Source organism: Agromyces sp. NPDC058110 (assembly GCF_042884735.1).
Classification (GTDB): domain Bacteria; phylum Actinomycetota; class Actinomycetes; order Actinomycetales; family Microbacteriaceae; genus Agromyces.
The window spans coordinates 317,072-339,404 of record NZ_JBHVTI010000006.1 but is presented as its reverse complement, the minus strand read 5'-3'; the positions used below and the strand labels follow the sequence as shown (position 1 = coordinate 339,404).

Below are 22,333 nucleotides of genomic sequence, written 5' to 3'. Positions count from 1 at the left end.
GGGCCGCGCTCGCGCGGTCGCGGGCGTCGTCGGCGGGCTCGTGCTCGCGGCGGCCATCGTCGTCGCGGCCGTGGTCGCCGGATGCCTGGCATGAGCCGTGGGTTCACGGCGCACGTCGCCGCCGCACGGCCGCGCCTCGAGCCCGGCCACGTCGCGCTCGTGGGCGCCGGCCCCGGGGACGCCGGCCTGCTGACCGTGCGGGGCCTCCGTGCCCTCGAGGCGGCCGACGTCATCGTCGCCGACCGCCTCGGCGCGCGCTCGGTGCTCGACGGGCTCGCCGCCGAGGGCGTGACGCTCACCGCCGAGGTCGTCGACGTCGGCAAGCTGCCCGGCCACCACGCCGTGCCGCAGGACGCGATCAACGCCCTGCTCGTCTCGCTCGCCCGCGACGGCAAGCGCGTCGTGCGACTCAAGGGCGGCGACCCGTTCGTCTTCGGGCGCGGCGGCGAGGAGCTCGCGTTCTGCCAGGAGGCCGGCGTCGCCGTCGAGGTCGTGCCCGGCATCACGAGCGCGATCTCCGTTCCGGCGATCGCGGGCATCCCGCTCACGCACCGCGGGCTCGCCACGGCGTTCACCGTCGCGACCGGCCACGACCAGATCCGCGACCTCGGCGGCGGGCGCGACCACACGGTGGTGCTGCTCATGGGCATCGGCACGCTCGCCAACTCGGCGATCACCCTCTCGCGCGGAGAGCGCGGCGGCGACTGCCCCGTCGCGATCATCGAAGACGGCTACGGCTCAGGTCAGCGTGTCACAGTGGGTACGCTCGACACGATCGCATTGCAGGCGGCCCGCCGCGGCGTCCGCTCGCCCGCAGTCGTCGTCGTCGGCGACGTGGTGACGCTGAGTCCGTACGCGCCAGAGGCGATCACCACCGGCACCGTCGCCACCGGCACCACCGCCATGGGCACGACCGTGCCCGGCGGCGAGGCCGCCCCCGGCGCCAACGGCGCCGGCCCCGAGACCATCACCCCTCCCGTCGACTGAAAGATCCCGCAGCCATGACCCTCTCCCTCCGCGTCGCGATCGTCGGCGCCGGCCCCGCCGGCATCTACGCAGGCAACATCCTGAACCGCCAGGTCACCGAGGCCGGCGGCGAGGTCGCGATCGACCTGTTCGAGTCGCTGCCCGCGCCCTACGGCCTGATCCGGTACGGCGTCGCGCCCGACCACCCCCGCATCAAGGGCATCGTCAACTCGCTGCACGAGATGCTCGACGCGGGCACGATCCGCCTCATCGGCAACGTCGAGGTGGGCCGCGACGTCACGGTCGACGAGCTGCAGGAGCGGTACGACGCCGTCATCTTCGCCACCGGTGCGCTGCGCGACGCCCCGCTCGACATCCCGGGCATCGACCTGCCCGGCTCGTACGGCGCGGCCGACTTCGTCGCCTGGTACGACGGCCACCCCGACGTGCCCCGCACCTGGCCGCTCGAGGCGCAGTCGATCGCCGTCATCGGCAACGGCAACGTCGCACTCGACATCGCCCGCGTGCTCGCGAAGCACCCGAAGGACCTGCTGTCGACCGACGTGCCGGCGAACGTCGTCGAGGGCCTCGAGGCCTCGCCCGTGACCGACGTGCACGTCTTCGGCCGACGCGGCCCCGGCCACGTCAAGTTCACGCCCATCGAGCTGCGCGAGCTCGGCGAGGTGCCCGACGTCGACGTGATCGTCTACGACGCCGACTTCGAGCGCGCCGCGAACGACCCGCACGCCGAACAGCTGCACGCGTCGAACAACCAGGTCAAGGTCATGACCCGCACGCTGAACGGATGGCGCAAGCCCGCCGGTCACGAGTACACGGCGTCGCGCCGCCTGCACCTGCACTTCCTGCACGCCCCGGTCGAGGTGCTCGGCACCGACGCGGTCGAGGCCGTGCGCTTCGAGCTCACCCGCCCCGTCGGCGACGGCTCGGTCGAGGGCACCGGTGAGGTCACCGACATCCCCGTGCAGGCGATCTACCGCGCCGTCGGCTACGCGAGCTCGCCCATCGTGGGCGTGCCGTTCGACGAGCGCAAGGCCGTCATCCCCAACGAGGGCGGCCGCGTCGTCGACGCCGAAGGCGCGCACCTGCCCGGCGTCTACGCGACCGGCTGGATCAAGCGCGGGCCCGTCGGCCTCATCGGCCACACGAAGGGCGACGCGCTCGAGACCATCACCAACCTGCTGGCGGATGCCACGGCGGGCTCGCTCCCCGCGGCCCTCGTCGATGCGGCCGACGGCGAGGAGATCTTCGCGCTGCTCGACTCGCGCGAGGTGAAGTACACGACGTGGAACGGTTGGCTCACGCTCGACGCGCACGAGCGCTCGCTCGGCGAGGCGTACGGCGCTCCCGCCGGCAGCGACACGGTGCGCGAGCGCGTGAAGGTCGTGCCCCGCGACGAGCAGGTCGACATCTCGCGCGACGGGTCGCTGGTCGTCTCGTGACCTACGTCATCGCGCTGCCGTGTGTCGACGTCAAGGACCGCGCCTGCATCGACGAGTGCCCGGTCGACTGCATCTACGAGGGTGAGCGTTCGCTCTACATCCACCCCGACGAATGCGTCGACTGCGGCGCCTGCGAACCCGTCTGCCCCGTCGAGGCGATCTACTACGAAGACGACCTGCCCGACGAGTGGGCCGACTACTACAAGGCCAACGTCGAGTTCTTCGACGACCTCGGCTCGCCCGGCGGGGCAGCCAAGGTCGGCGTCATCGCCAAGGACCACCCCGTCATCTCGGCCCTGCCCCCGCAGGGGCACTGAGCCGAGCGCCTGCGCCGCCGCACCGACCCGGGCGCCGGCGCCGCGGCATCCGTTCCGAGAACAGGAAGACCCGCCGCGACCGAACCCAGAACAGGCATCCGTCCCGCGTGTCGCGGGCGGGTGCCTGGTCTCGTGCGGGGCTCAGAAGCCGTCGGGGGGCACCAGCGGCGGCAGGCCGGGGGTGCTGGTGACCGTCGCGGCCAGTCCATCCGCGGCGAACGCACCGTGCACCGCCCGGATCACGTCCGAGGTCGCGCGCAGGCCGACCGCCGGGTCGTGCCAGAACTGGAGGCGAGCGATGACCCGGCCCGGTGAGATCGACTGGACGACGGTCTGCACGCGTTCGCCGTCGATGCCGTCGACCGATGACGCGGCCTCGACCGCGCGGGCGAGCACGTCGTCGACGACCTCGGCGTGGCCCCCGAGCTCGACACGCACCTGCACCTCGCTCCGGCGGGCGCCGCTCCGGGAGTGGTTGACGAGTGCGTCGGCCAGCAGCTTCGCGTTCGGCACGTGCACCGTGCGTCCGTCGACGGTGCGGAGGATGACGGATCGCGAGTTGAGTTCCACGACCGTGCCGACGATCGGCTCGCCGTCGGGGCCCTCCACCATGATCTCCTCGCCTGCCGTCACCGGCCGCCGGGTCTGGATGAGCACGCTCGCGGCGAAGTTGTCGGCGACCCCGCGCAGCACCAGCACGACGATAACCCCGACGACGAGCACGATCGCGATCAGGGGCTGCACGTCGGCGCCGAGGAAGGCGAGCGCGACGCCGATCCCGAGGAGGATCAGCAGCGTCCGCACGAATCGGGTGGCGAAGGTCAGCACCCCGGCGGGCAGGTTCGGCACTCGGCCGAGGACGACCGCGACCCCCTTGCCGACGAAGTGCGCGGCGACCCATCCGCCGAGGATCGCGATCACCGCCAGGAGCACCTGCGCCCAGGTGATGGTCGTCTCGGAGAGCTGACTCAGGTCCACACGGTCAGGATAGGAGCGCCGACCCGCTCCGCCCGGGAGCCTCGCAGGGTCAGCCCGCGAGCCACGCCCCGAGCGCCTCGCGGAACGCCTCGGGCTGCTCGACCCACGGGTAGTGCCCGCAGTCGTCGAGCAGACGCAGCTCCGCGCCGAGTGCCGCCGCATAGGCCTCGACCGGCGCGACCCCCGAGAGAATGTCGGCGTCGCCGCCGATGACCGTCGTCGGCACGCGCGGCGCGGCGAGGATGCGCGTGGCCGCGTCGTCGGGAACCCCCGTGAACCAGGCCTCGACCGATGCGAGCTCCCACCCGCCGACCGTGCTGTGGGCGCGCTCGCGCTCGGTCCAGCGTGCGTACCCGGCAGGGCCCTCCACGGCGCGGGCCGTCTCCCACTGCCGCTGGTCGAGCGGCTGCGGGCCCGTGAGCGACTCGAGCGCCGCGAACACCGCCGGGTCGCCACGGCGCCCGCCGATCGCGTCGCCGTCCCACGCGGCAACCGTCAGCCAGGCCGCCGCAGGAGTGACGAGCGCCATGCGCCGCACCCGCTGTGGGAAGCGAGCGGACGCCGCGAGCACGAGCCGTGTGCCCGCCGAGTGGCCGATCACGTCGAACCGGTCGAGCCCGAGGTGGTCTGCGAGCGCGACCAGGTCGTCGGCGTCGGCCCACCAGCCGTTGGACCGGCCGCCCGACGTCGGCGTGCCGCGCGGGTGCAGCACCGCGAGTGGCCGCTCGGCACCGACGCCGGCGAGGTCTTCGAGGTAGTCGACGCCGCGGCACGGGCCGCCGGGCACGACGAGCGCGGGCGCCTGTTCGGCCCGGTCGGCGCCGCCGCCGTCGCCGCCTCCGCCTATCAGGCTGTAGGCGAGGTCGGTTCCGTCAGCGGCTCGGAAGGTGCGCACCCGCCGACTGTACCCGCACCGACCGACGACCCGACGCGGACGCCGACCGGGTCATCCGTTGGGGGTCACTCCCGCGCGGGCACGTGCCGGGCGAGTGCGGCGAGCAGGTCGAAGAGCCCGGCGAGGTCGTCGCGCCCGACCGGCGGCACGGCGGCCGTCGCGCCGATCACGACGAGGTGCGGCAGCAGCGCCGCCGACCGGGCGGAGCGCTCGTCGCCCGTGATGCGCACCCAGACCGCGGTCAACGCCTCGAGGCGAGCCGCATCGATACGCGCCTGCGTCTCGCGTGCGTCGACGTCGTGGGCAGCCCAGGCCCGCACGGCCGCCTCGAGCGGCTGGTCGAGCAGCGCCGCGGCCTCGTCGCGCAGGAGCGCGGGAGCCTCGGCGGCCTCGAGCCCCGCAGCCGTGGCCGAGACGCCTGCGAGCGCGTCGAGCACCCGCCGCTCGTGCCGGGCGAGCAGGGCGCGTCGATAGTCGGCGGCTCCGGCGAAGTGATGGTGGAACGACCCCTTGGTCAGGCCGAGGCGCGCCGCGATGCGATCGGTGCGCACGCCGGGCTCGCCCGACTCGGCCAGCACGGCGAGGCCCTCGTCGAGCCAGTCGTCACGGGTGGACATGATCCATACCATACCGTATGGTACGGGGAGAAGGGAGCCGACATGCCCGCATCGCCCGATCCCGTGTGGCCGGTCCTCGTGCTGGCCCTCATCCAACTCGCCGACGCCCTGCTCTGCGTTCGACCGGTGCCCTTCATTGCCCGGTGCTTCGACGACGTGCGCTTTCCCCGGCGGCTGTGGTGGATCATGCCCCCGATCAAATTCGCGGCGGCGGCGGGGCTGGTCGCCGGCATCTGGATCCCCTACCTCGGCCTCGTCACCTGCCTCGCCCTGGTGACGTACTTCGTCGTCGCGATCGGCATGCACATCCGCGCCCGAGACTTCGGCCGCAACCTCTTCGTGAACGCGAGCGGGATGCTCGTGATCTGCGTCGGAGTGCTCGTGTGGTGCCATCTGATCTGACGGCGCCCGCCCAGCGTTCGCCGTGCCTCGCCGGCGACTCGGACCGGCTCAGGCGGCGAGGTCGGACCGCAGCAGCCCGCTCACGGTCGACAGTCCGCGCCCGAGCTCGGCCATGGTGGGCGCGCCGAGGCTGAGCCGCACGCCGCCGACCCGTTGGCCCGGATCGGCCAGCATCGAGTCGGGGTCCGTCACGAGCACCCCGGCGGCGTCGGCCGCGCGTGCGAGCACGCGGGCACGCTCGGGCGGCATGGGCAGGTAGACGTGGTAGCCGGACGCCGGTGCCACGAACAGGGCCGGCCCGAGCAGGTCCCGGGCGAGCGCGGTGCGCCTGGCCCCCTCGTCGCGGATCGAGGCCCGCACTGCGCCGGCGATGCCGGCGCTCACGAGCTCGTCGAGCAGCACGCAGATGAGCGGCGAGACCGGCAGCCCGAGCGCCCGGACCGCATCCGCGATGCGGGAGCGGAACGCGCAGGGGGGCTTGACCATGCCGACCCGGATCGCCGGGCTGAGGGCCTTCGACGCACTGCTCACGTGGAACGTGCGCTCGGGCGCGAGCGAGACCAGCGCGGGCGCCGTGCGCTCCTCGGAGAGCGCGTAGACGTCGTCCTCGATGATGAAGACGTCGTGCAGGCGCGCGATGCGCACGATCTCGCGCCGCCGCGACGCGCACATCGTCGCGGCGGTCGGGTTCTGCAGCGTCGGCGTGACGTAGAGCACGGGGCGGGGTCCGCCGGCGCGTGCGTGCTCGCGCAGCGCGCGGTCGAGCAGGTCGGGACGCATGCCCTGCCGATCGACCGCGACACCGTGCACCCGGTGTCCGGCGAGCCGCGCGTAGCTCAACGCGCCGTGGAACGTGACCTCCTCGGTGAAGACGGGCACCGGGCGAGCGCCGGGCGCGCCGCCGCTGAGCGCCATGAGCACCGCCGCGATGCCCTGCTGGGCGCCGTGCGCGAGCACCAGGTCCTCGGCCACGAGGTCGAGTCCGCTCGCCGCGATCCAGGCAGCGGCCGACCTGCGGTACTCGAGCCGACCGCCGGGCGGACCGCATGCCGAGAGCACCTCGGCGTCGACGCGGTGCGCACTCGCGGCGAGCGCCTCGCCGATGACGTCGTCGGAGAGCATGCGCGGCGGCATGTTCATCGCGAGGTCGATGCTGCCGGTCTGCTGTTCGGCGCGGTAGCTCACGAACGTGCCTCGTCCGTGGCTTCCCCGCACGAGTCCGCGCAGCGCGAGCTCGGCGTAGGCCTTCGTCACGGTTCCGACCGCGACGTCGAGCTGCTCGGCGAGCGCGCGATGCGGCGGCAGACGCTCGCCCTCGGCCACGACCCCGTCGAGGATGTCCTCGGCGAGCGCGGTGACGAGTCGCTCCGATGTCGTCGCCGTACCGGCGACGAGCCGAGGCGACCAGCCCGATGAGACGCGCACGCCCGCTCCGTTCCCCGGAAGTGTCGTGTGACACTTTGCCGATTCCTGCTCGAGTGTCCCAACATCGTCGCACATGGGAACGGGCGCCGAGCCGCGGCATCCGGATTCCCCAGACGAAGGAGGCGGATCGTGCCCGTCGAACCAGGCGCACTGCTCGGGATCACGCTCGTCGCCCTCGCCATGGTGCTCACCCGGGGCCGAACATGCTCTACCTGGCTTCGCGCAGCCTCTCGCAGGGCACCGCCGCGGGTTTCGTGTCGCTCGCCGGCACCGCGGTCGGGTTCGTGGTCTACCTGACGATGGCCAACCTCGGCCTCGCGGCGGTGTTCGTCGTGGTGCCATGGCTCTACACCGCGCTCAAGATCGCCGGCGCGGTGTACCTGCTGTACCTGGCCGTGCGGGCCCTCGCGCCCGGAGGCGCCGGACTCTTCGAGATGCGCGACGTCGAGCGCGACACGAACGCGCGGCTCTTCTCGATGGGGCTCGCCACCAACCTGCTGAACCCGAAGGCCGCGATCATGTACGTCGCGCTCATCCCGCAGTTCGTCGTCCCCGAGCACGGGCACGTCGTCGCCCAAGGGTTCATCCTCGGCGGCGTGCAGATCGCGGTCAGCATGTGCGTGAACGGGCTCATCATCGTCGCCGCGGGGGCCATCGCCGCCTTCCTGCGCAGGCGCCCGCGATGGCTGGCCTGGCAGCGGCGGGCGACCGCGACACTGCTCGCGGCCGTCGGCATCGGGCTCCTCGTCGAGGCCCCCGCGCCCGCGACGACCGCCGGCTGACGGCATCCGGGCCTCGGCCCGGCACCCAACAGCAGGGGTCCGGCACCCCACGCGGTCCGGCACCCCACAGAAGGAAGGACTTCCACGTGACCTGCGAGCTCTCCGCCAGCGAGCCTCTCCGCATCGCGCCCTCGTGCGCCGACCTGATCGCATACCTCCCGCTCGACCGGGCCGGAACCCGTGCGCGAGGCGACCGCGCGTTATTCACCCGCGCCTGGCGCGCCTCGTTCGCCCGGCTCCGCGACGCGCTGCGGTCCGACCCCGTCGACCTGCTCGACGAGTACCCCGAGTCCGAGCGGGCCAGGGCCCTCGGGCGGCAGTTCGCGGCCCTGCACTGGGTCAACCGCTGAGGGCCGCCCGCTACCGCTTCTGCTCGGCCGGCCCCGAGAGCTTCTGCGCGATGTAGATCGGGATGATCGACACCAGCACGAGCACCACGGCGATGACCGACACGATCGGCGCCTGGTTGGGGCGGAACATGTTGTTCAGGATGAAGATGGGCAGCGTCGTGACCCCCGACCCCGCGGTGAACGTGGTCACGATGATCTCGTCGAACGACAGCGCGAACGCGAGCAGGCCGCCCGCGAGGAGCGCCGACCGCAACTGCGGGAAGGTCACGAGCCGGAACGTCGTCCACACGCCCGCGCCGAGGTCGGCCGAGGCCTCCTCGAGGTTCGTGCCCTGCCGCCGCAGCCGCGCGATCACGTTGTTGAACACGGTCACGATGCAGAACGTGGCGTGCGCGATCACGACGGTCCAGATCGACAGCGGCACGCCCATGATCGTTCGGAAGAAGTTGTTCAGCGCGATGCCCGTGATGATGCCGGGCAGGGCGATCGGCAGGATCACGAGCAGGCTGATCGCGTCGCGTCCGAAGAACTCGAACCGCTGCAGCGCGATGGAGATGAGCGTGCCGAGCACGAGCGCGATGATCGTCGAGATGATCGCGACCTGCACGCTCGTGAGCACCGCCTCGAGTGCCCCGGCGCTCTGGAACGCCTTGGTCCACCACTCGAGCGTGAATCCGGGCGGCGGCCAGGTCAGCGAGGTCGACGTCGAGAACGAGTTCACGAGCACCACGAACAGCGGCACGTAGACCACCACGAGGATGATCGCGGTGACGACGCCGAGCGTGACGCGTGCGGGGCGGGAGAGGCGCATCCGTCTGCCTTAGAGGTTGTCGAGCGCGCCGGTGCGGCGCACGAGGAACAGGTAGCCGAAGATGATCACGATCGGGATGAGCGCGATCGCCGATGCCAGCGGGAGGTTGTTCGCGGCGCCCACGTTCGTGTAGACGAGGTTGCCGAGCATCTGGTTCGCGCCGCCGACGATGTTGACCGTGATGTAGTCGCCGAGCGAGAGCGAGAAGCTGAAGATCGTGCCGGCGATGATCGCGGGCAGGATGAGCGGGAAGACCACGAGCCTGATCGTCGACCACGACTTGCCGCCGAGGTCTCCCGATGCCTCGAGCAGCGAGTCGGGCACGCGCTCGAGCCCGGCGTAGATCGGCAGGATGACGTAGGGCAGCCACAGGTACGAGAGCGTGATGATCGTGGCCGGGAGCCCGTAGCCGGGCGTGTGCGCGCCGAACGGCGCGAGCAGCCACTCGAGGATGCCGTCCTGCGAGAGCACCGAGCGCCAGGCGTAGGCCTTCACCAGGTACGACGCCCAGAGCGGCGTGAGCACGAGGATCACGAGCACGCGCTGCATGCGCGGCGACGCGACCTTGGCCATGAAGAACGCGATGGGCAGCGCGAGCACCACGTCGATCAGGGTCACGGCGAGCGCGACCCCCACCGTGCGCAGGGTCACCGTCTGGTACAGGCTGCCCGTGACGACGGTGATGATGTTGTCGAGCGTGAACTCGGTCGTGATCTCGCCCGTGAAGCTGTCGACCGACCAGAAGGCCGTCACGAGCAGCAGTACGAGCGCGACGATGTAGACGACGACGAGCCAGAACAGCGGGGCTGCCAGCAGCAGCGCCAACCGCGTGCGCGGATGGGTCGAGAGGAAGGCGGAGCCCGCCCGCGCCGCAGAGCGACGCGGACGGGACTCCACTGAGGCCGAGGTCATCAGCCCTTGATCTCCTGCCACGCGGCGGTCCAGGCGGCGTAGTCGGTGCACGTGACATCCGTGCGACCGTCGAGGCACTTCTCGATGGGCGTGGTCCAGTACCAGATCTGCGACGCGTAGTCGGCGTCGCCGGCGTGGTAGGCCTCGCAGTCGTCGCGGAAGTCGCACGCGGCGTCGGACGACGGCGCCTCGCCGAAGTACGCGGTCGCGGTGGCGTTCGCCTCGGGGCTGGCGATGTAGTCGAGCCACGCGTACGCGCAGTTCGGGTTCTTCGCCTCGGACGCGATCATCCAGGTGTCCGACCATCCGGTCGTGCCCTCCTCGGGCAGCACGACCGCGGTGGGTGCCGCTTCGCCCTCGAGCACGTTCTGGATGACCTGCCAGCTCGTGCCGACGACGCTGTCGCCGGTCGTGAAGGCCTGGATCTCCTTGAGGTAGTCGCTCCAGTACTCGCCGACGCTCTCGCGCTGGGTCTTCAGCAGGTCGACCGCCGCGGCGAGCTGGTCCTCGTCGAGCGAGTACGGGTTCTCGATGCCGAGGTCGGGCTCGTGCGCCATGAGGTAGACCGCGGCATCCGCGATGTAGATGGGCGAGTCGTACGCCGTGACCTTGCCCGCGTTGTCGGAGGCCTTGTCGAACACGACGTCCCACGACGTGGGCGCGGTCGGGAAGACCTCCGTGTTGTACATGAGCAGGTTCGCGCCGTAGCCGTGCGGCACGCCGTAGGCGACGCCGTCGACCGAGTTCCACGGCTGGTCCTTCAGGAAGTCGTAGATGCCGGCGTAGTTCGGAATCAAGTCGGTGTTGACCGGCGCGACGTCGCCGCCCGCGATGAGGCGCAGGGTCGCGTCGCCCGACGCGGAGACCACGTCGTAGTCGCCCGTCTTCATGAGGTTCAGGGCCTCGTCGGAGGTGCCGAAGGTCTTGGTGGTGACCTCGCAGCCCGTGGCCTCGACGAACGGCGTGACCCAGTCGACGTTCGGGTCGTTGGTGCCGTCCTCGACGTAGCCGGGCCACGCGAGGATCGAGACCTGGCCCTCGTTCTCGCCGAGCTCGGTCGCGGCCTTCGCTCCCGAGTCGCCGGAACCGCCGGAGCCGCCTGACGTGCCGCAGGCCGTGAGCAGTGCGACCGAGGCGATCGCGAGCCCGACGACCGCGCCGCGGCGGGCCGTGTGCGGAATGCGCTTCATGGTTCTCTCCTTCTGTGTGGGACTGCAGGTGGTGCGGGTGGTGCTGGTGGGTGGTGCGGTCGGGGGCCCGGGTTCGGTTCGGTTCAGGCGACGGATGCCGCGGCATCCGCCTCGCTCGACGACCCCGCGGGCGAGAGCGCGACGACGTCGGCGTCGTGCCAGCTCACGTGCACACGGTCGCCCCGGTCGCCCGCGGCGAGCGCGCGTCGGTCGTTCTGCGCGAGCACGGTGATGCGCATGCCCGCGTCGAGGTCGACGACGGTGCGGATGCCGCTGCCGAGGTAGATGACCTCGACCACGGTTCCGGGGGCGCTGCGCACACCGGCCTCGGTCTCGGGTTCGGTCGAGACGACGAGCTTCTCGGGGCGCACGGAGTGTTCGCCGCCACGGCCGAGGAGCGCCTGCGACCGGGTGTCGTCGAAGAGGTTCGAGGTGCCGACGAATCCGGCGACGAACCGCGAGCCCGGCCGCTCGTAGAGTTCGGCGGGGGTGCCGAGCTGCTCGATGCGGCCGTCGTTGAACACGGCGACCCGGTCGGAGAGCGTGAGCGCCTCCTCCTGGTCGTGGGTGACGAAGATGAAGGTGATGCCGAGGTCGCGCTGGATCTGCTTGAGCTCGACCTGCATCTGCTCGCGGAGCTTGAGGTCGAGCGCACCGAGCGGTTCGTCGAGCAGCAGCACCTTCGGTTCGACGACGGTGGCGCGCGCGAGGGCGACCCGCTGGCGCTGGCCGCCCGAGAGTTGGGAGGGCTTTCGCTCGGCCATCTGCTCGAGGCGCACGCTCGCCAGGGCCCGCCTGGCCCGCTCGTTGCGCTCCTTCTTGCCGATGCCGCGCACGCGCAGGCCGTACGCGACGTTGTCGAGCACGCTCATGTGCGGGAACAGCGCGTAGTCCTGGAACACGGTGTTCACGTCGCGGTCGAACGGCGCGCGCTTCGTGACGTCTTCGCCGAAGAGCTCGATGGTGCCGCCCGTCGGCTGCTCGAATCCGGCGATGAGCCGCAGCACGGTGGTCTTGCCCGAGCCCGAGGGACCCAGCATCGAGAAGAACTCCCCGGCCGCGATCTCGAGGTCGACGTGGTCGACGGCGGTCACGGCACCGAACTCCTTGGTGAGTTCGGTCAGCCTGATCGCCGGCTGGCTGTCGGTCATGCGTTGCTCCTTCGCGAGGCGTGTTCAAAATCATATGGATCCAGATGTCTTAATCCAGACCCCCGTGTTACGGTCGTGTCACAGTTTCCGAGCCGCACACGGGAGGTCGGATGCCGCACGCAGCCGGCCGCACCGACGCCACCCGGGCCGTGGTCTTCGCCCCGCTCGACGGAGCCGGTCGCGCCGAGCTCGTCGAGCAGCGGATCACCGACGCGATCGTCGCCGGCGTGCTGCGCGACGGAGAGCGGCTGCCCAGCGAGTCCGACCTCGCGAAGAGCCTCGGCGTGGCGGTCGTCACGGCGCGTGAGGCGCTCGTCGCGCTGCGCGACAACGGCCTCGTGCACACCAGGCGCGGCCGCGACGGCGGCAGCTTCGTCACGTACGACCCCGACGCCTCGACCCGGCTCGTGGAACGACGGCTGAACTCGCTCAGCCGCGTCGAGCTGCGCGACCTGTCGCTGCACTACTCCGCGATCGCGGGCATGGCCGCCGAGGTGGCCGCTGATCGCGCGAGCGACGACGACCTCGCGAGCCTCGCCGACATCGACGCCCGCGCGGACCTCGCGACGCCGGGGGGCGCCAGGCGCTCGGTCGGGCGGTTCCAGCTCGAGGTCGCCGCGGTGAGCCAGTCGCCCCGGCTCGTGCACGAGGAGCTGCGCCTCCAGGCCGAGGCCGGTCCGCTGCTCTGGCTCTGCCTCCGCGAGCAGTCCTACCGCGACGCGAGCCGGGCGGCGCGGCTCGAGGTGATCGAGGCGATCCGCGCGGTCGACCCCGAGCGTGCACGCCGCGCCACCGCCTCGCACATCCAGCAGGCGGTGGAGTGGCTCATCGACGAGAAGGCCAGGCTCGAGGCCTCAGTCGCCCCCGTGGTCGAGGGCGACTGATCGACCGCGACTGGCCAGTCGCACCGGTCGATCGCACCGGCCGGCCGGGGCCCGGCCGACTGGGGCCCGGCCGACCGGTCGGGACTCAGGAGAAGAAGGCGTTCGCGCGCTTCGTCCAGAGCAGGATCAGGCCGATCAGCGGGAACAGCGCCGCGAAGAGCCCGCTCCAGAACGCGCCGAGCGTCATCAGCCAGATCGCGGTCGCGATGTTGATCACGAAGATGATCGTGACGATGATGCGCGCCGCGTTCGACCCGCGGAACAGGCCGAGGCTCACGATGATCGTGACGATGCCGAGGATGATGCCCCAGACGCCGGCGCCGAAGTTCTGGCCTCCCGGCAGGATCTGGATGACTCCCGTGATGATCTGCAGCGCGCCCGAGATCCACGCGAGCACTGCGACGAGCGTGACGCCGCCCGGACGTTCACCGGCCATGATGGAACCCCCTTCGTCAGGCCCGGCTCCGATGCCCGACCGTGACGCAACCGTACTCCCGGCCCGGAACCGAGGGAACCTCGACGCGCCCGCGCGGACGCAAGGCGGACTGGCCCGAAGCCGCCGCCTCTTGCCACGACGCGCCGGTGGGAGGAAGATGCTCGTGTCCGCGACCGCATCGCCCCGCGATCGGCCGAGGCGCTCGCCCCCGACGCGACACCCGACGTCGGGATGGCACCTGCGGAAGGAACCACCCGCGTGAACACCACCCTCGACCTCGCCGCCGAGCACATCGCCCGCCGCGTGGCATCGACGATCGAACCCGTGCTGGCCATGGTCGACGGCTGGCGAGCGGTGCTCGAAGCCGAGCTCTCGGGCCCGTTCGCGGGTGCCCTCACGGGCGCCCGTACCGCCGAGGCGATCAGCCTCGACCCGGTCGTCGCGGCGCTCGTCGGCCGCGAGCTCGAACGCGACGGCTCGCTGATCACGGGCGCGGGGTTCGTCGCCGCTCCCGGCTTCCTCGCCGACGCGCAGTGGCACCTCGCCTGGTGGCTGAGCAGTGCGAACTCGTTCGGCTCGCCCGGAACCGCGACGCTGCGCAGGCTCGACGCGGTGAGCGACCCCGACTCCGAGCAGTTCCGCGACTACACGACCCTCGAGTGGTGGCGGGTGCCCGGGCGCACGCTCCGCCGGCATCTCACCGGCCCGTACGTCGACTACCTCTGCACCGACGACTACACCGTCACGATCACGACGCCCGTGATCTCGGAGGGCGAGATGGTGGGGGTCGTCGGAGCCGATGCGTACGTCGCGCGCCTGGAGCGCGAGCTGCTGCCGGTGCTCCGCGAGTGGCGCGGAGCGTGCACGCTCGTGAACGCGTCGGGCCGCATCATCGCCTCGACCGACGCGCGACGGGCGACCGGCGCGCTGCTGCGCCTCGACGGCCTCGCCGAGGCGATCGCACCGCTGCACGAGGAGCACCCGGGGCACGCGGCCGTGCTGCCGGGCGGCGAGTCCGTGGTGCCGTGCGGCGACACGTCGCTCGCCCTCGTCGCCGGCGCGCCGACCGATCGCGCCTGACGGGCGCGCCGCTCCTGACGGGATGAGCGAGAGCGCCGACGGCCCGTGGACTCAGGTGTTGTTCGAGTCGTGCGGCAGGTAGGGCTCGATCGCCGAGGCGAGCTTCGCTGGGGTCATCGACTGGAGCCAGACGTGCCCCGGCCCGGTGAGCTTGGCGAGGAACAGCGAGTCTCCGAAGATCTTGTTCTTCACCCCGCTGATCGACGCGAACTCCATGCTCGTGCCGGCCGTGTACAGCGCGAGGTGGCCGGGGTGCACGAGGAGTTCCTCGCCGGGCGCGAGGTCGCGCTCGACGAGCTCGCCGGCGAGCTGCACCCACGCGGTGCCGGTGCCGGACAGCTCTTGGAAGACGACGCCCGCGCCGCCGAAGATGCCCGCGCCGAGCTTCTTCTGCAGGGCGACCGAGATCTCGACGTGGGGCGTGCTGGCGATGTAGGCGCCCGCGAGCACCATGAACCGGTCGGCCGCGTCGATCTGGAGCTCCTTGATGGTGCCGGGCAGATCGGCCGTGAACGAGACGTGCCCGCCGCGGGGTCCCGCCGTGTACTGGGTGAGGAACAGCTGCGCGCCGCCCAGCACGCGCTTCAGGCCGCTCATGAACCCGCCCTTGCCGCCGGTTCCGTGGGTCGTCGAGGTCTCGAGGTCGAAGTCGGACGAGAGCCAGGAGACGTCTCCGCCCTCGGCGATGATCTGCTCTCCGGCGTCCATCGTGATGGTCAGGACCGGCATGGTCGTACCGGTGATCGCTGTCTGCATAGCACGATGATGGCAGCACACCCCGCGTTCGGCAGCCCCTTCGCGGAACTCCGCGCCGAGGACGTCGGCGATGCACGACCGCCGAGCGTAGGCCCGTTCGTAGGATCGGACACGACGGAGGGGGGCCGGTATGCCGGCATGGCTCGTTGCGGTGCTCGCGGTGGCGGTGTTCGCGGTGGTCGGCACCTGGTTGGCGCGCCGGTGGTTCGACGCCCCGCTCACCTGGACGCGCGGCATCGTCGTGTCGGTGCTGGTCGTCGTCGCCGCCGCCCCCGGCGTGCTGTGGGTGATGACCGAGGCCCAGGTGGTGAAGGACGACCGGCTCATCGTCGACGACCTGGTCGCGGCGTGGTTCCTCGTGCTGATCACGGCCTGGGTCCTCGCCATCATCATGGCCGTGCTCACCGTGCTCGAGCTGCTCTTCCCGTCGAGGGGCGCCAGGAACCCCGTCGTCGTGATGCGGGAGTGGGTCGCCCGCCAACGACGCGCGCGCCGCTTCGCGAAGATCGCCTCGATCGCGTCCCGGCACGGCCTGGGCGGCCTCTGGAGCAGCAGGGGCTCGCCGGCCGACTGGGCGCCCGCGGCGCTCGTCGCCGCGATCAACGATGCGGGCGTGACGTTCGTGAAGGCCGGTCAGCTGCTCTCCACCCGTGCCGACCTGCTCCCGCCCGAGTTCGTGGCCGCGCTGGAGACGCTGCAGATGGACTCGACCCCGATTCCGTGGGCCGAGGCGCGCGGCGCGATCGAGGCGCAGCTGCGGCGGCCGATCGAGGAGGTCTTCGCCGAGATCGACGAGGAGCCGCTCGCCGCGGCATCCGTCGGTCAGGTGCACGCCGCACGCCTGATGGACGGCTCGAGCGTGGTCGTGAAGATCCAGCGCCCGCGCGCCCGGGCCGAGGTCGCGACCGATCTCGACATCCTGGAGCGCCTCGCAGGCGACCTCGAGCGTCGAGCGGGGTGGGCCGAGCAGATGGGGGTGCGGTCGATCGCCGGCGGCTTCGCGACGGCGTTGCGCGAGGAGCTCGACTACCGCGTCGAGGTCGCGAACATGGCGCTGATGCGCTCTGCAGCGGCCTACGACGACCGGTTGCGGATCCCCGTCGTGCACGCCGAGTTGTGCACCGAGCAGATGATCGTCATGGAGCGGGTCGAGGGCATCCCGTTCAGTCGCCTGGCAGGCGGCGCGCACGGGCTCGACGCCGACGAGGCTCGGGCGATCGCCGACTCGATCCTCGACGCGGTGTTCTCGCAGATCGCGATCCGGGGCATCTTCCACGGCGACCTGCACCCGGGCAACCTCATCCTCGCCTCCGACGGCGGCGTCTCGCTGATCGACTTCGGCTCGATCGGCGTGCTCGAGCGGAGCCTGCGGCGGCTCCTCCTCCCGATGCTCATCGCGATCGGCAACGACGACGACTCGAGCGCGACCGACGTCACGCTCCTGCTCGCGACGCCGAAGGGGGACGCCGACCTCGACATCGCCACCCTGCAGCACGACATCGGCGTGGTGCTCACGAGGGTGCGCAACAGCGGGATCGACGAGGGGGTCTTCTCGTCGGTGCTCGACGTCATGCGCCGCCATCGGCTCGCCGTCCCGCCCGGACTGCTCCTGGCCTTCCGCACGTTGGGTGCGCTCGAGGGGTCGCTCCGCCACCTCGTGCCCGGCTACGACATGACGAGTCGGGCCCTCGAGCGCGCGCCCTCGTACGTGCACGAGCTCGGGTCGTTCCGCTCGGCCGCGCTCACGGCCGAGGTGCAGTGGCAGGTCGGTATGGAGCGCATGCGCACGCTGCCGCGTCGGCTCGATGGCGTGCTCGGCTCGCTCGAGCAGGGCACGCTGTCGCTGCGGCTCAAGACGTTCGAGAGCCCGTCGGAGCGGTCGTGGATCCAGTCGCTCGCCGCCCAGGGCATCCTCACGGTCATCGGCGTCTCGCTCATGGCCATCGGGATCCTGCTCGGGCTGGCGAACGACGGGCCGATGCTCACGGGCGACGTGCCCGCGTATCCGTTCCTGGGCAGCGTGGTCGGGTTGAGCGGCCTCCTGCTGGTGCTGCGCGTGCTGCAGGGCGCGCTGCGCAGGAGCGGCCCTGGGCGGTGACCGGCCGGCTCAGCGGCCCGGCGCGACCGATGCCCCCGTCGCGCCCGGCGCGCGCGGCGCCTCGATTGCGTCGAGCGCTGCCCCGGGCGTGAGCAGCAGTTCGGCGATCGCCGGGTCGGCGCCGAGCGACACGAGGCGGTCGCGGTATGCGCGCCGCGCCCGCACGTAGTGCACGTCGCTCTCGCGGATGACGGCCATGAGGTTCATCCACTCGAAGGTGCCCTGCAGCTCGAACGCGAGCTGGTCGGGGTCGTCGAGGCCCGGCAGCTCGCCGAGCTCGATCGCGTACCGCGCCGAGGCCGAGATGTAGCCCATCCAGCTCTCGAGCTGGTCGGCGAGCGCGTCGCGCACGGGCCCGGCCTTGGCGTGGAAGTCGGCCGCGGCCGCCGAGAAGAAGCATCCGCCCGGGAACACCCGATCCTGCGAATAGGCCACGACGCAGTCGAGCAGCGCCGTCAGTCGACGGATGCCGCGGGGCTGCACCCGTGCGGGCACGATCACGGTCGCGGTGAACCGTTCGGTGGCCGCCGCGACCGTCGCGAGCTGGAGCTGCTCCTTCGAGCCGAAGAGCGTGGCGATGCCGCTCTTGCTGACGGATGCCGCGGAGGCGAGCCGCCCGATCGAGAGGCCGTCGAGTCCTTCGAGCGACGCGAGGTCGGCGGCGGCATCGAGCACGATCCGGCGCGAGGCGTCTCCGCGGGCCCGTCGTCCGTCGGTCGCGCGCTGCTCGGTCATCGCCATGCTTGCAGTTTACGCACGAACGTTCGTACACTCTACGTACGAACGTTCGTAGAGTTTCTGGAGGCACCCCGTGAGCGCACCGGCATCCGACACCGCTTCGATCCCGACCGTCGACCGGGGTCGCGCCGAGGCAGCCCGATCCGACGGGCGCGGGCAGGGACACGGGCATGGGCACGGGCGCGACGCCGTCCCTGCGCGCACCGCGCCGCCCGCACCTCCGCTCGCCCTCCGCGCCATGGCCGGGGGCGTGCGCCTCGCCTCGGCGATCTCTCCCGCGTTCGGCTCCCGGTTCGCGGTGCCGATGTTCCAGCATCTCGGCGCCCCCGTGAGGGTCGCGGCGGCCGACGCCGCCACGCATGCCGAGGCGCGGCGCGGCACCGTGCGGATCCCGGGCATCCGGCGCCGGGGCGTCGACGTCGTGACGTACGAGTGGGGCGGCGGGCCCGAGACGGTGGTGCTGGCCCACGGCTGGCAGTCCCGCGCGAGCGTGTTCGCGCCGCTCGTGCGGGAGCTCCGCGCCGAGGGGTTCCGCATCGTCGCGTTCGACGCGCCCGGCAACGGAGACTCGCCGAAGCAGCGCACGTACATCGTCGACCACCTCGACGCGCTCCGCGAACTGCAGCTCAGGCACGGCCGGTTCCACGCCGTCGTCGGGCACTCCTTCGGCGGCCTCGCCGCGACGCTCGCACCCGGCGAGGGCATCGACGCGCGCCGTGTCGCGACGATCGCCAGCGCCGCGACCCCGAACGTGTTCATCGACGGATTCGGCTCGGCGGTCGGCCTCGACGCGGCCACGCGACGCGCCACGGCCGATCGCTTCTCCCGCACGGTCTTCCCGCACGAGGCCGATCCGTTCGCCCGCTACTCCGCCACGCTGCGACCGCTGCCCTCCGACCTGCCGCTGCTGCTCGTGCACGACCACGCAGACCGGCGCGTGCCGTTCACCGAGTCCGAGGCCCTCGCCGCGGCGAACCCCCACGCGCGCCTCGTGCCGACCGACGGGCTCGGGCACAACCGCATCCTGCGGGCCGACGTCACGCTCGACGCGGTGGTCGACTTCGTCACGGCTCCGGATGCCGCGTTGCGGCCTGCAGCATAGGTCAGGCGAATCCCCAGGGCTGCGCCCCGGCGTACGTCGTCGCGCGTGCGCCGGCGGCGACGGCGGCGTGCAGCGCGTCCGTGCGATCCGCGCCGGCCGCGAGCTGCGCCACGAGGGCGCCCGCGAACGCATCGCCCGCGCCCGTGGTGTCGACGACGTCGACCGGGCGAGGGGCCGCCTCGGCGTCGCCCCATCGCGCCCCGGCCGCGCCGAGCGTGACGCAGGCGTCGGGCGGCGACCCGAGGGCGGCCCACTCGTGCTCGTTCACGATGACGACGTCGGCGAGCTCGAGCAGGGCGGATGCCTCGGGCGACACGGGCGACGCGTTGAGCACCGTCGTGGCGCCGAGCGCCCGACCCCGCCGCAGCACGGCCTCCGCGACCTCTGGCGCGAGCTCGAGCTGGGTGACCACGACAGCCGCGTCGTCGGGGATCGCCCGCGCCGCGGCATCCGGAGCCAGGCCCGCGTTCGCGCCGCCGATCACGATGATGCTGTTCTCGCCCGAGTCGGCGACCGTGATGAACGCCTGCCCGGTGGGCTGCGTCGGATCGACCGTGACGACCGACGTGTCGACGCCGTGCTCGGCGAGGCGCCCGACGTAGCGGCGGCCGAGGTCGTCGGCGCCGACCCGGCCGATGAGCAGCACGTCGGCGCCCGCTGCGGCTGCACCCGCGGCGAGGTTCGCGCCCTTGCCGCCGGGCAGCAGCTCGACGCCGAGGCCGAGCACGGTCTCGCCGGGCGCCGGATGCTCGGCGACGCGCACCACCGAGTCGACGTTGATCGAGCCCACCACCACGACGCGCGCACCCATGCCCGCGAGCCTAGCCGCGCAGCCTCACCCGACGGGCCCGGGCCTGCGCCGTGCCGCGAGCCGGCGGCCGATGCGGCGCCCGACGTGCAGCTGCACGAACAGCGTCGCCGTGCCGGCGATGAGCAGGCCCGCCAGGTTGATCGCGAGCTGCACGAGCGCCGCGACGGACTCGTCCCACGCCCCGACCGCCAGGGTCAGGCCGATCGTGCCGACCGCCGGCACCGTCGTGATCGAGATGAAGACGCCGACCAGCGCCGACGACTTCGACGTCGTGAGCGAGAGCACGCCCGCGATGCCCGCGAGCAGCGCGATGACGAATGACCACGCGTCGGGGGCGACGATGAACTCCGTCATCGGGCCCGTCGTGGCCTGCTCGAAGGTGAACGCCCCGAGTGCGTAGAGCACCGCCCACACGCCCCACGCGATGAGCGCGCTCAGCGCGAAGCCGCCGAACAGGGTCAGCGACGCCATGCCGGCGATGCCCCGCTTGCGGCGCACGATCGCGTAGCAGATGGCCGCGATCGGAGCGAACTCCGGACCCACGACCATGGCGCCGATGATGAGGATCGGCTGGTCGAGCAGCCGCCCGATGCCCGCGATGAGGGTGGCGAGCAGCAGGAACGCGAAGAAGCTCCACGACGGGCGCGAGTCCTCGCGCGACGTGTCGGCGAGCTGCGCCCAGAGCACGCCGTCGGCCGGATGCCCCGGTGCCGCGCGCTCGGCCTCGGCCGCGGCATCCGACACCACCGCGAGCGCGTCGCTCACGACGATCGACCCGACGGCCGGCACCCCCGCGTGCCGCAGCATGCGCATGATGTTGTTCGCGTTCTCGCGCGCGAGCTCGAAGAAGAGCACGTCGCCCTCGCCGGCGAGCGCGACCCCCGGCACGAGCGCAACGTTGCTGACCGTCGGCTCGGCGATCAGTCGCTCGCGAAGGCTCCCGGCGAGCGCGTGCGGCGCGGTGACCCTGACGTTGAGCATGAGCCGATTCCTCCTCGAGCGCGTTCGCGCGCGTGACCACGATAGGCGCGATCGAGAGCGGGGCGGATGCGGCGGGCGGGCGGCCGGGCGGGCGGCCGGCCCGGCGGCGGGCGGGCGGCCCGTCGGCGAGCGGTCGGGCGGTCAGCCGGTGATCATGCCGAGCAGTGCCTCGAGCCGGTGCTCGCCGTCGCCGGGCACCCGGTTCGAGCGCTGCAGCAGCGACAACCCGTGGAGGCTCGCCCAGTACACCTCGGCGAGCGTGTCGGGGTCGTCGGTGAACGGGTCGACCGAGGCGCGCAGTTCGGTGAAGCCGGCCACCAGGTCCGCGGGCGTCTGCGCGTCGGCGAACGCCAGTCCGGTTCCTCGCACGAACATCGCGTCGTACATGGCGGGGTGCTGCTCGGCGTAGCGCAGGTAGGCCCGACCGACCCGTGCGAGCGCGTCGCGGTCGTTCGATGCGGCGGCCCTCGCCCGTGCGAGCTCGGGGGCGAGCTCGGCGAAGCCCTCGAGCGCGACCGCGTCGATCACGGCCTCCATCGACGCGAAGTGCGAGTAGATGACCGGCTGGGTGTAGTCGATCGCGTTCGCGAGACGCCGCGAGGTCACCGCGCTCCAGCCCTCGGCCTCGGCGATCTCGCGCGCGGCCGCGAGGATCGCACCCTGCCGCTGGTCGCGTCGCCGCGCCATGCGCTCACTGGTTGCCACGGACTCACACTAGCGCTCGGGTGAAAGGATTGCTAGCGTTGCTAGAAATCTTGCACTGAAAGGAATCTCCATGGATCTCAGCACCTTCACCCCCGCGACCTGGATCGGCGTCGCGCTGGTCCTCGTGGTCGGCCTGGGCATCATCGCCATCGGGGTCTGGTACCTCGTCGCGCCGACCACGGCGTCGGCCGGATTCGGCTTCACCAGCCGGATCACGCCCGAGGTGACGCCCTGGCAGCACATCAAGGGCCCACGCGACATCGCGTCGGGGCTCGTGCTGCTCGCGATGCTCGTCGGATTCGGCCCGGCGGCCGCAGCGGTGATCCTGATCCTCGAATCGATCATCCCCATCGGCGACATGGCGACCATCCTCCGGCACCGCGGCAACCGCTCGGCCGCCTTCGGCATCCACGGGGCGACCGCGGCGGGCATGCTCGTCGCGGCGGTCCTCCTGCTCGTGTGAGCCGGAGCGTGCGCTCAACTCAG

25 protein-coding genes are annotated in these 22,333 nt (G+C 72.1%); 11 read left to right on the top strand and 14 right to left on the bottom strand.

Annotation, left to right across the window (positions count from 1 at the left end; all coding sequences use genetic code 11):
* Positions 1-90: 90 nt before the first annotated feature.
* From cobA to fdxA, 3 genes are read left to right on the top strand one after another with little or no spacing between them, the layout of a single operon-like run.
* A complete protein-coding gene (gene cobA, locus ACFVS8_RS16635) occupies positions 91-987 on the top strand; it encodes a uroporphyrinogen-III C-methyltransferase (protein WP_387064684.1) in 897 nt (298 codons plus the stop codon).
* 14 nt (positions 988-1,001) lie between these two features.
* Positions 1,002-2,426 carry an FAD-dependent oxidoreductase gene (locus ACFVS8_RS16630; protein ID WP_387064681.1) on the top strand — a complete coding sequence of 475 codons (1,425 nt, stop codon included), beginning with the start codon at positions 1,002-1,004 and terminating at the stop codon, positions 2,424-2,426.
* On the top strand, positions 2,423-2,743 hold the full coding sequence (gene fdxA / locus ACFVS8_RS16625; RefSeq protein ID WP_387064678.1) for a ferredoxin: 321 nt from the start codon (positions 2,423-2,425) through the stop codon (positions 2,741-2,743). Before ACFVS8_RS16630 ends, fdxA begins: the two co-directional genes overlap by 4 nt.
* Positions 2,744-2,884: 141 nt before the next feature.
* Here the strand turns inward: fdxA and ACFVS8_RS16620 are convergent, their stop codons facing one another.
* The 3 genes from ACFVS8_RS16620 to ACFVS8_RS16610 all read right to left on the bottom strand — a co-directional run bounded on the left by ACFVS8_RS16620 (position 2,885) and on the right by ACFVS8_RS16610 (position 5,233).
* Positions 2,885-3,721, bottom strand: coding sequence for a mechanosensitive ion channel family protein (locus ACFVS8_RS16620; protein WP_387064676.1), 837 nt, complete (start codon positions 3,719-3,721; stop codon positions 2,885-2,887).
* 49 nt (positions 3,722-3,770) lie between these two features.
* Positions 3,771-4,616: an alpha/beta fold hydrolase gene (locus ACFVS8_RS16615; RefSeq protein WP_387064673.1), complete on the bottom strand. Its 846-nt coding sequence runs from the start codon at positions 4,614-4,616 to the stop codon at positions 3,771-3,773.
* A gap of 65 nt (positions 4,617-4,681) precedes the next feature.
* Positions 4,682-5,233 carry a TetR/AcrR family transcriptional regulator gene (locus ACFVS8_RS16610; protein ID WP_387064671.1) on the bottom strand — a complete coding sequence of 184 codons (552 nt, stop codon included), beginning with the start codon at positions 5,231-5,233 and terminating at the stop codon, positions 4,682-4,684.
* 42 nt (positions 5,234-5,275) lie between these two features.
* On the opposite strand from ACFVS8_RS16610, the gene ACFVS8_RS16605 reads away from it, so the two are divergent.
* Entirely contained in the window at positions 5,276-5,635 is a 360-nt protein-coding gene (locus tag ACFVS8_RS16605) for a DoxX family protein (protein WP_387064668.1), read from the top strand.
* A gap of 48 nt (positions 5,636-5,683) precedes the next feature.
* Here ACFVS8_RS16605 and ACFVS8_RS16600 read toward each other — a convergent pair whose 3' ends face one another.
* Positions 5,684-7,060, bottom strand: a complete 1,377-nt coding sequence (locus ACFVS8_RS16600) for a PLP-dependent aminotransferase family protein (RefSeq protein WP_387064665.1) — start codon at positions 7,058-7,060, stop codon at positions 5,684-5,686.
* 203 nt (positions 7,061-7,263) lie between these two features.
* Here ACFVS8_RS16600 and ACFVS8_RS16595 point away from each other — a divergent pair, with 203 nt between their 5' ends.
* Positions 7,264-7,842, top strand: a complete 579-nt coding sequence (locus ACFVS8_RS16595; protein WP_387064662.1) for a LysE family translocator — start codon at positions 7,264-7,266, stop codon at positions 7,840-7,842.
* Between the two features lie 86 nt (positions 7,843-7,928).
* Positions 7,929-8,192, top strand: a complete 264-nt coding sequence (locus tag ACFVS8_RS16590; RefSeq protein WP_387064659.1) for a hypothetical protein — start codon at positions 7,929-7,931, stop codon at positions 8,190-8,192.
* Positions 8,193-8,202: 10 nt separating this feature from the next.
* Here ACFVS8_RS16590 and ACFVS8_RS16585 read toward each other — a convergent pair whose 3' ends face one another.
* The 4 genes from ACFVS8_RS16585 to ACFVS8_RS16570 all read right to left on the bottom strand — a co-directional run bounded on the left by ACFVS8_RS16585 (position 8,203) and on the right by ACFVS8_RS16570 (position 12,256).
* Positions 8,203-9,003 carry an ABC transporter permease gene (locus ACFVS8_RS16585; RefSeq protein ID WP_387064656.1) on the bottom strand — a complete coding sequence of 267 codons (801 nt, stop codon included), beginning with the start codon at positions 9,001-9,003 and terminating at the stop codon, positions 8,203-8,205.
* Positions 9,004-9,012: 9 nt separating this feature from the next.
* On the bottom strand, positions 9,013-9,915 hold the full coding sequence (locus ACFVS8_RS16580; protein WP_387064654.1) for an ABC transporter permease: 903 nt from the start codon (positions 9,913-9,915) through the stop codon (positions 9,013-9,015).
* Positions 9,915-11,105: an ABC transporter substrate-binding protein gene (locus ACFVS8_RS16575; protein ID WP_387064651.1), complete on the bottom strand. Its 1,191-nt coding sequence runs from the start codon at positions 11,103-11,105 to the stop codon at positions 9,915-9,917. The genes ACFVS8_RS16580 and ACFVS8_RS16575 overlap by 1 nt, the downstream gene beginning before the upstream one ends.
* A gap of 83 nt (positions 11,106-11,188) precedes the next feature.
* Positions 11,189-12,256, bottom strand: coding sequence for an ABC transporter ATP-binding protein (locus tag ACFVS8_RS16570; RefSeq protein ID WP_387064648.1), 1,068 nt, complete (start codon positions 12,254-12,256; stop codon positions 11,189-11,191).
* A 110-nt stretch (positions 12,257-12,366) separates the two neighbouring features.
* On the opposite strand from ACFVS8_RS16570, the gene ACFVS8_RS16565 reads away from it, so the two are divergent.
* Positions 12,367-13,140, top strand: a complete 774-nt coding sequence (locus tag ACFVS8_RS16565) for a FadR/GntR family transcriptional regulator (protein WP_387064645.1) — start codon at positions 12,367-12,369, stop codon at positions 13,138-13,140.
* Positions 13,141-13,225: 85 nt separating this feature from the next.
* Here the strand turns inward: ACFVS8_RS16565 and ACFVS8_RS16560 are convergent, their stop codons facing one another.
* Positions 13,226-13,576, bottom strand: coding sequence for a hypothetical protein (locus ACFVS8_RS16560; RefSeq protein WP_387064643.1), 351 nt, complete (start codon positions 13,574-13,576; stop codon positions 13,226-13,228).
* 258 nt (positions 13,577-13,834) lie between these two features.
* Here ACFVS8_RS16560 and ACFVS8_RS16555 point away from each other — a divergent pair, with 258 nt between their 5' ends.
* Positions 13,835-14,656: a hypothetical protein gene (locus ACFVS8_RS16555; RefSeq protein WP_387064640.1), complete on the top strand. Its 822-nt coding sequence runs from the start codon at positions 13,835-13,837 to the stop codon at positions 14,654-14,656.
* Between the two features lie 51 nt (positions 14,657-14,707).
* On the opposite strand, the gene ACFVS8_RS16550 is transcribed toward ACFVS8_RS16555, so the two are convergent.
* Positions 14,708-15,412 (bottom strand): AIM24 family protein, encoded by a 705-nt coding sequence (locus ACFVS8_RS16550; protein WP_387064638.1) that lies wholly within the window; start codon positions 15,410-15,412, stop codon positions 14,708-14,710.
* Between the two features lie 130 nt (positions 15,413-15,542).
* On the opposite strand from ACFVS8_RS16550, the gene ACFVS8_RS16545 reads away from it, so the two are divergent.
* A complete protein-coding gene (locus ACFVS8_RS16545) occupies positions 15,543-17,510 on the top strand; it encodes an ABC1 kinase family protein (RefSeq protein ID WP_387064635.1) in 1,968 nt (655 codons plus the stop codon).
* A 9-nt stretch (positions 17,511-17,519) separates the two neighbouring features.
* On the opposite strand, the gene ACFVS8_RS16540 is transcribed toward ACFVS8_RS16545, so the two are convergent.
* Positions 17,520-18,251, bottom strand: a complete 732-nt coding sequence (locus ACFVS8_RS16540) for a TetR/AcrR family transcriptional regulator (RefSeq protein WP_387064632.1) — start codon at positions 18,249-18,251, stop codon at positions 17,520-17,522.
* A 70-nt stretch (positions 18,252-18,321) separates the two neighbouring features.
* Here ACFVS8_RS16540 and ACFVS8_RS16535 point away from each other — a divergent pair, with 70 nt between their 5' ends.
* Complete coding sequence (locus ACFVS8_RS16535) at positions 18,322-19,350, top strand: alpha/beta fold hydrolase (RefSeq protein ID WP_387064630.1); 1,029 nt, start codon at positions 18,322-18,324, stop codon at positions 19,348-19,350.
* 1 nt (position 19,351) lies between these two features.
* Here the strand turns inward: ACFVS8_RS16535 and ACFVS8_RS16530 are convergent, their stop codons facing one another.
* The 3 genes from ACFVS8_RS16530 to ACFVS8_RS16520 form a co-directional block, all read right to left on the bottom strand.
* The gene (locus ACFVS8_RS16530) at positions 19,352-20,161 is read right to left on the bottom strand and encodes a PfkB family carbohydrate kinase (RefSeq protein WP_387064627.1); all 810 of its coding nucleotides are present in this window, start codon (positions 20,159-20,161) and stop codon (positions 19,352-19,354) included.
* A gap of 24 nt (positions 20,162-20,185) precedes the next feature.
* Positions 20,186-21,142, bottom strand: a complete 957-nt coding sequence (locus ACFVS8_RS16525) for a DUF389 domain-containing protein (RefSeq protein ID WP_387064624.1) — start codon at positions 21,140-21,142, stop codon at positions 20,186-20,188.
* 141 nt (positions 21,143-21,283) lie between these two features.
* A complete protein-coding gene (locus tag ACFVS8_RS16520) occupies positions 21,284-21,847 on the bottom strand; it encodes a TetR/AcrR family transcriptional regulator (RefSeq protein ID WP_387064621.1) in 564 nt (187 codons plus the stop codon).
* A 70-nt stretch (positions 21,848-21,917) separates the two neighbouring features.
* Between ACFVS8_RS16520 and ACFVS8_RS16515 the strand changes: the two genes are divergently transcribed.
* Complete coding sequence (locus ACFVS8_RS16515; protein ID WP_387064618.1) at positions 21,918-22,310, top strand: DUF4267 domain-containing protein; 393 nt, start codon at positions 21,918-21,920, stop codon at positions 22,308-22,310.
* Positions 22,311-22,333 lie beyond the last annotated feature (23 nt).

Excerpts from the sequence above, each read along its gene's own strand:
- ACFVS8_RS16585 (WP_387064656.1), bottom strand. The coding sequence starts at position 9,003 with ATGCGCCTCTCCCGCCCCGCACGCGTCACGCTCGGCGTCGTCACCGCG.
- ACFVS8_RS16580 (WP_387064654.1), bottom strand. The coding sequence starts at position 9,915 with ATGACCTCGGCCTCAGTGGAGTCCCGTCCGCGTCGCTCTGCGGCGCGG.
- ACFVS8_RS16540 (WP_387064632.1), bottom strand. The coding sequence starts at position 18,251 with ATGGCGATGACCGAGCAGCGCGCGACCGACGGACGACGGGCCCGCGGA.
- ACFVS8_RS16575 (WP_387064651.1), bottom strand. The coding sequence starts at position 11,105 with ATGAAGCGCATTCCGCACACGGCCCGCCGCGGCGCGGTCGTCGGGCTC.
- ACFVS8_RS16515 (WP_387064618.1), top strand. The coding sequence starts at position 21,918 with ATGGATCTCAGCACCTTCACCCCCGCGACCTGGATCGGCGTCGCGCTG.
- cobA (WP_387064684.1), top strand. The coding sequence starts at position 91 with ATGAGCCGTGGGTTCACGGCGCACGTCGCCGCCGCACGGCCGCGCCTC.
- ACFVS8_RS16545 (WP_387064635.1), top strand. The coding sequence starts at position 15,543 with ATGCCGGCATGGCTCGTTGCGGTGCTCGCGGTGGCGGTGTTCGCGGTG.
- ACFVS8_RS16560 (WP_387064643.1), bottom strand. The coding sequence starts at position 13,576 with ATGGCCGGTGAACGTCCGGGCGGCGTCACGCTCGTCGCAGTGCTCGCG.
- ACFVS8_RS16610 (WP_387064671.1), bottom strand. The coding sequence starts at position 5,233 with ATGTCCACCCGTGACGACTGGCTCGACGAGGGCCTCGCCGTGCTGGCC.
- ACFVS8_RS16595 (WP_387064662.1), top strand. The coding sequence starts at position 7,264 with ATGCTCTACCTGGCTTCGCGCAGCCTCTCGCAGGGCACCGCCGCGGGT.
- ACFVS8_RS16565 (WP_387064645.1), top strand. The coding sequence starts at position 12,367 with ATGCCGCACGCAGCCGGCCGCACCGACGCCACCCGGGCCGTGGTCTTC.
- ACFVS8_RS16530 (WP_387064627.1), bottom strand. The coding sequence starts at position 20,161 with ATGGGTGCGCGCGTCGTGGTGGTGGGCTCGATCAACGTCGACTCGGTG.
- ACFVS8_RS16570 (WP_387064648.1), bottom strand. The coding sequence starts at position 12,256 with ATGACCGACAGCCAGCCGGCGATCAGGCTGACCGAACTCACCAAGGAG.
- ACFVS8_RS16550 (WP_387064638.1), bottom strand. The coding sequence starts at position 15,412 with ATGCAGACAGCGATCACCGGTACGACCATGCCGGTCCTGACCATCACG.
- ACFVS8_RS16630 (WP_387064681.1), top strand. The coding sequence starts at position 1,002 with ATGACCCTCTCCCTCCGCGTCGCGATCGTCGGCGCCGGCCCCGCCGGC.
- ACFVS8_RS16525 (WP_387064624.1), bottom strand. The coding sequence starts at position 21,142 with ATGCTCAACGTCAGGGTCACCGCGCCGCACGCGCTCGCCGGGAGCCTT.
- ACFVS8_RS16605 (WP_387064668.1), top strand. The coding sequence starts at position 5,276 with ATGCCCGCATCGCCCGATCCCGTGTGGCCGGTCCTCGTGCTGGCCCTC.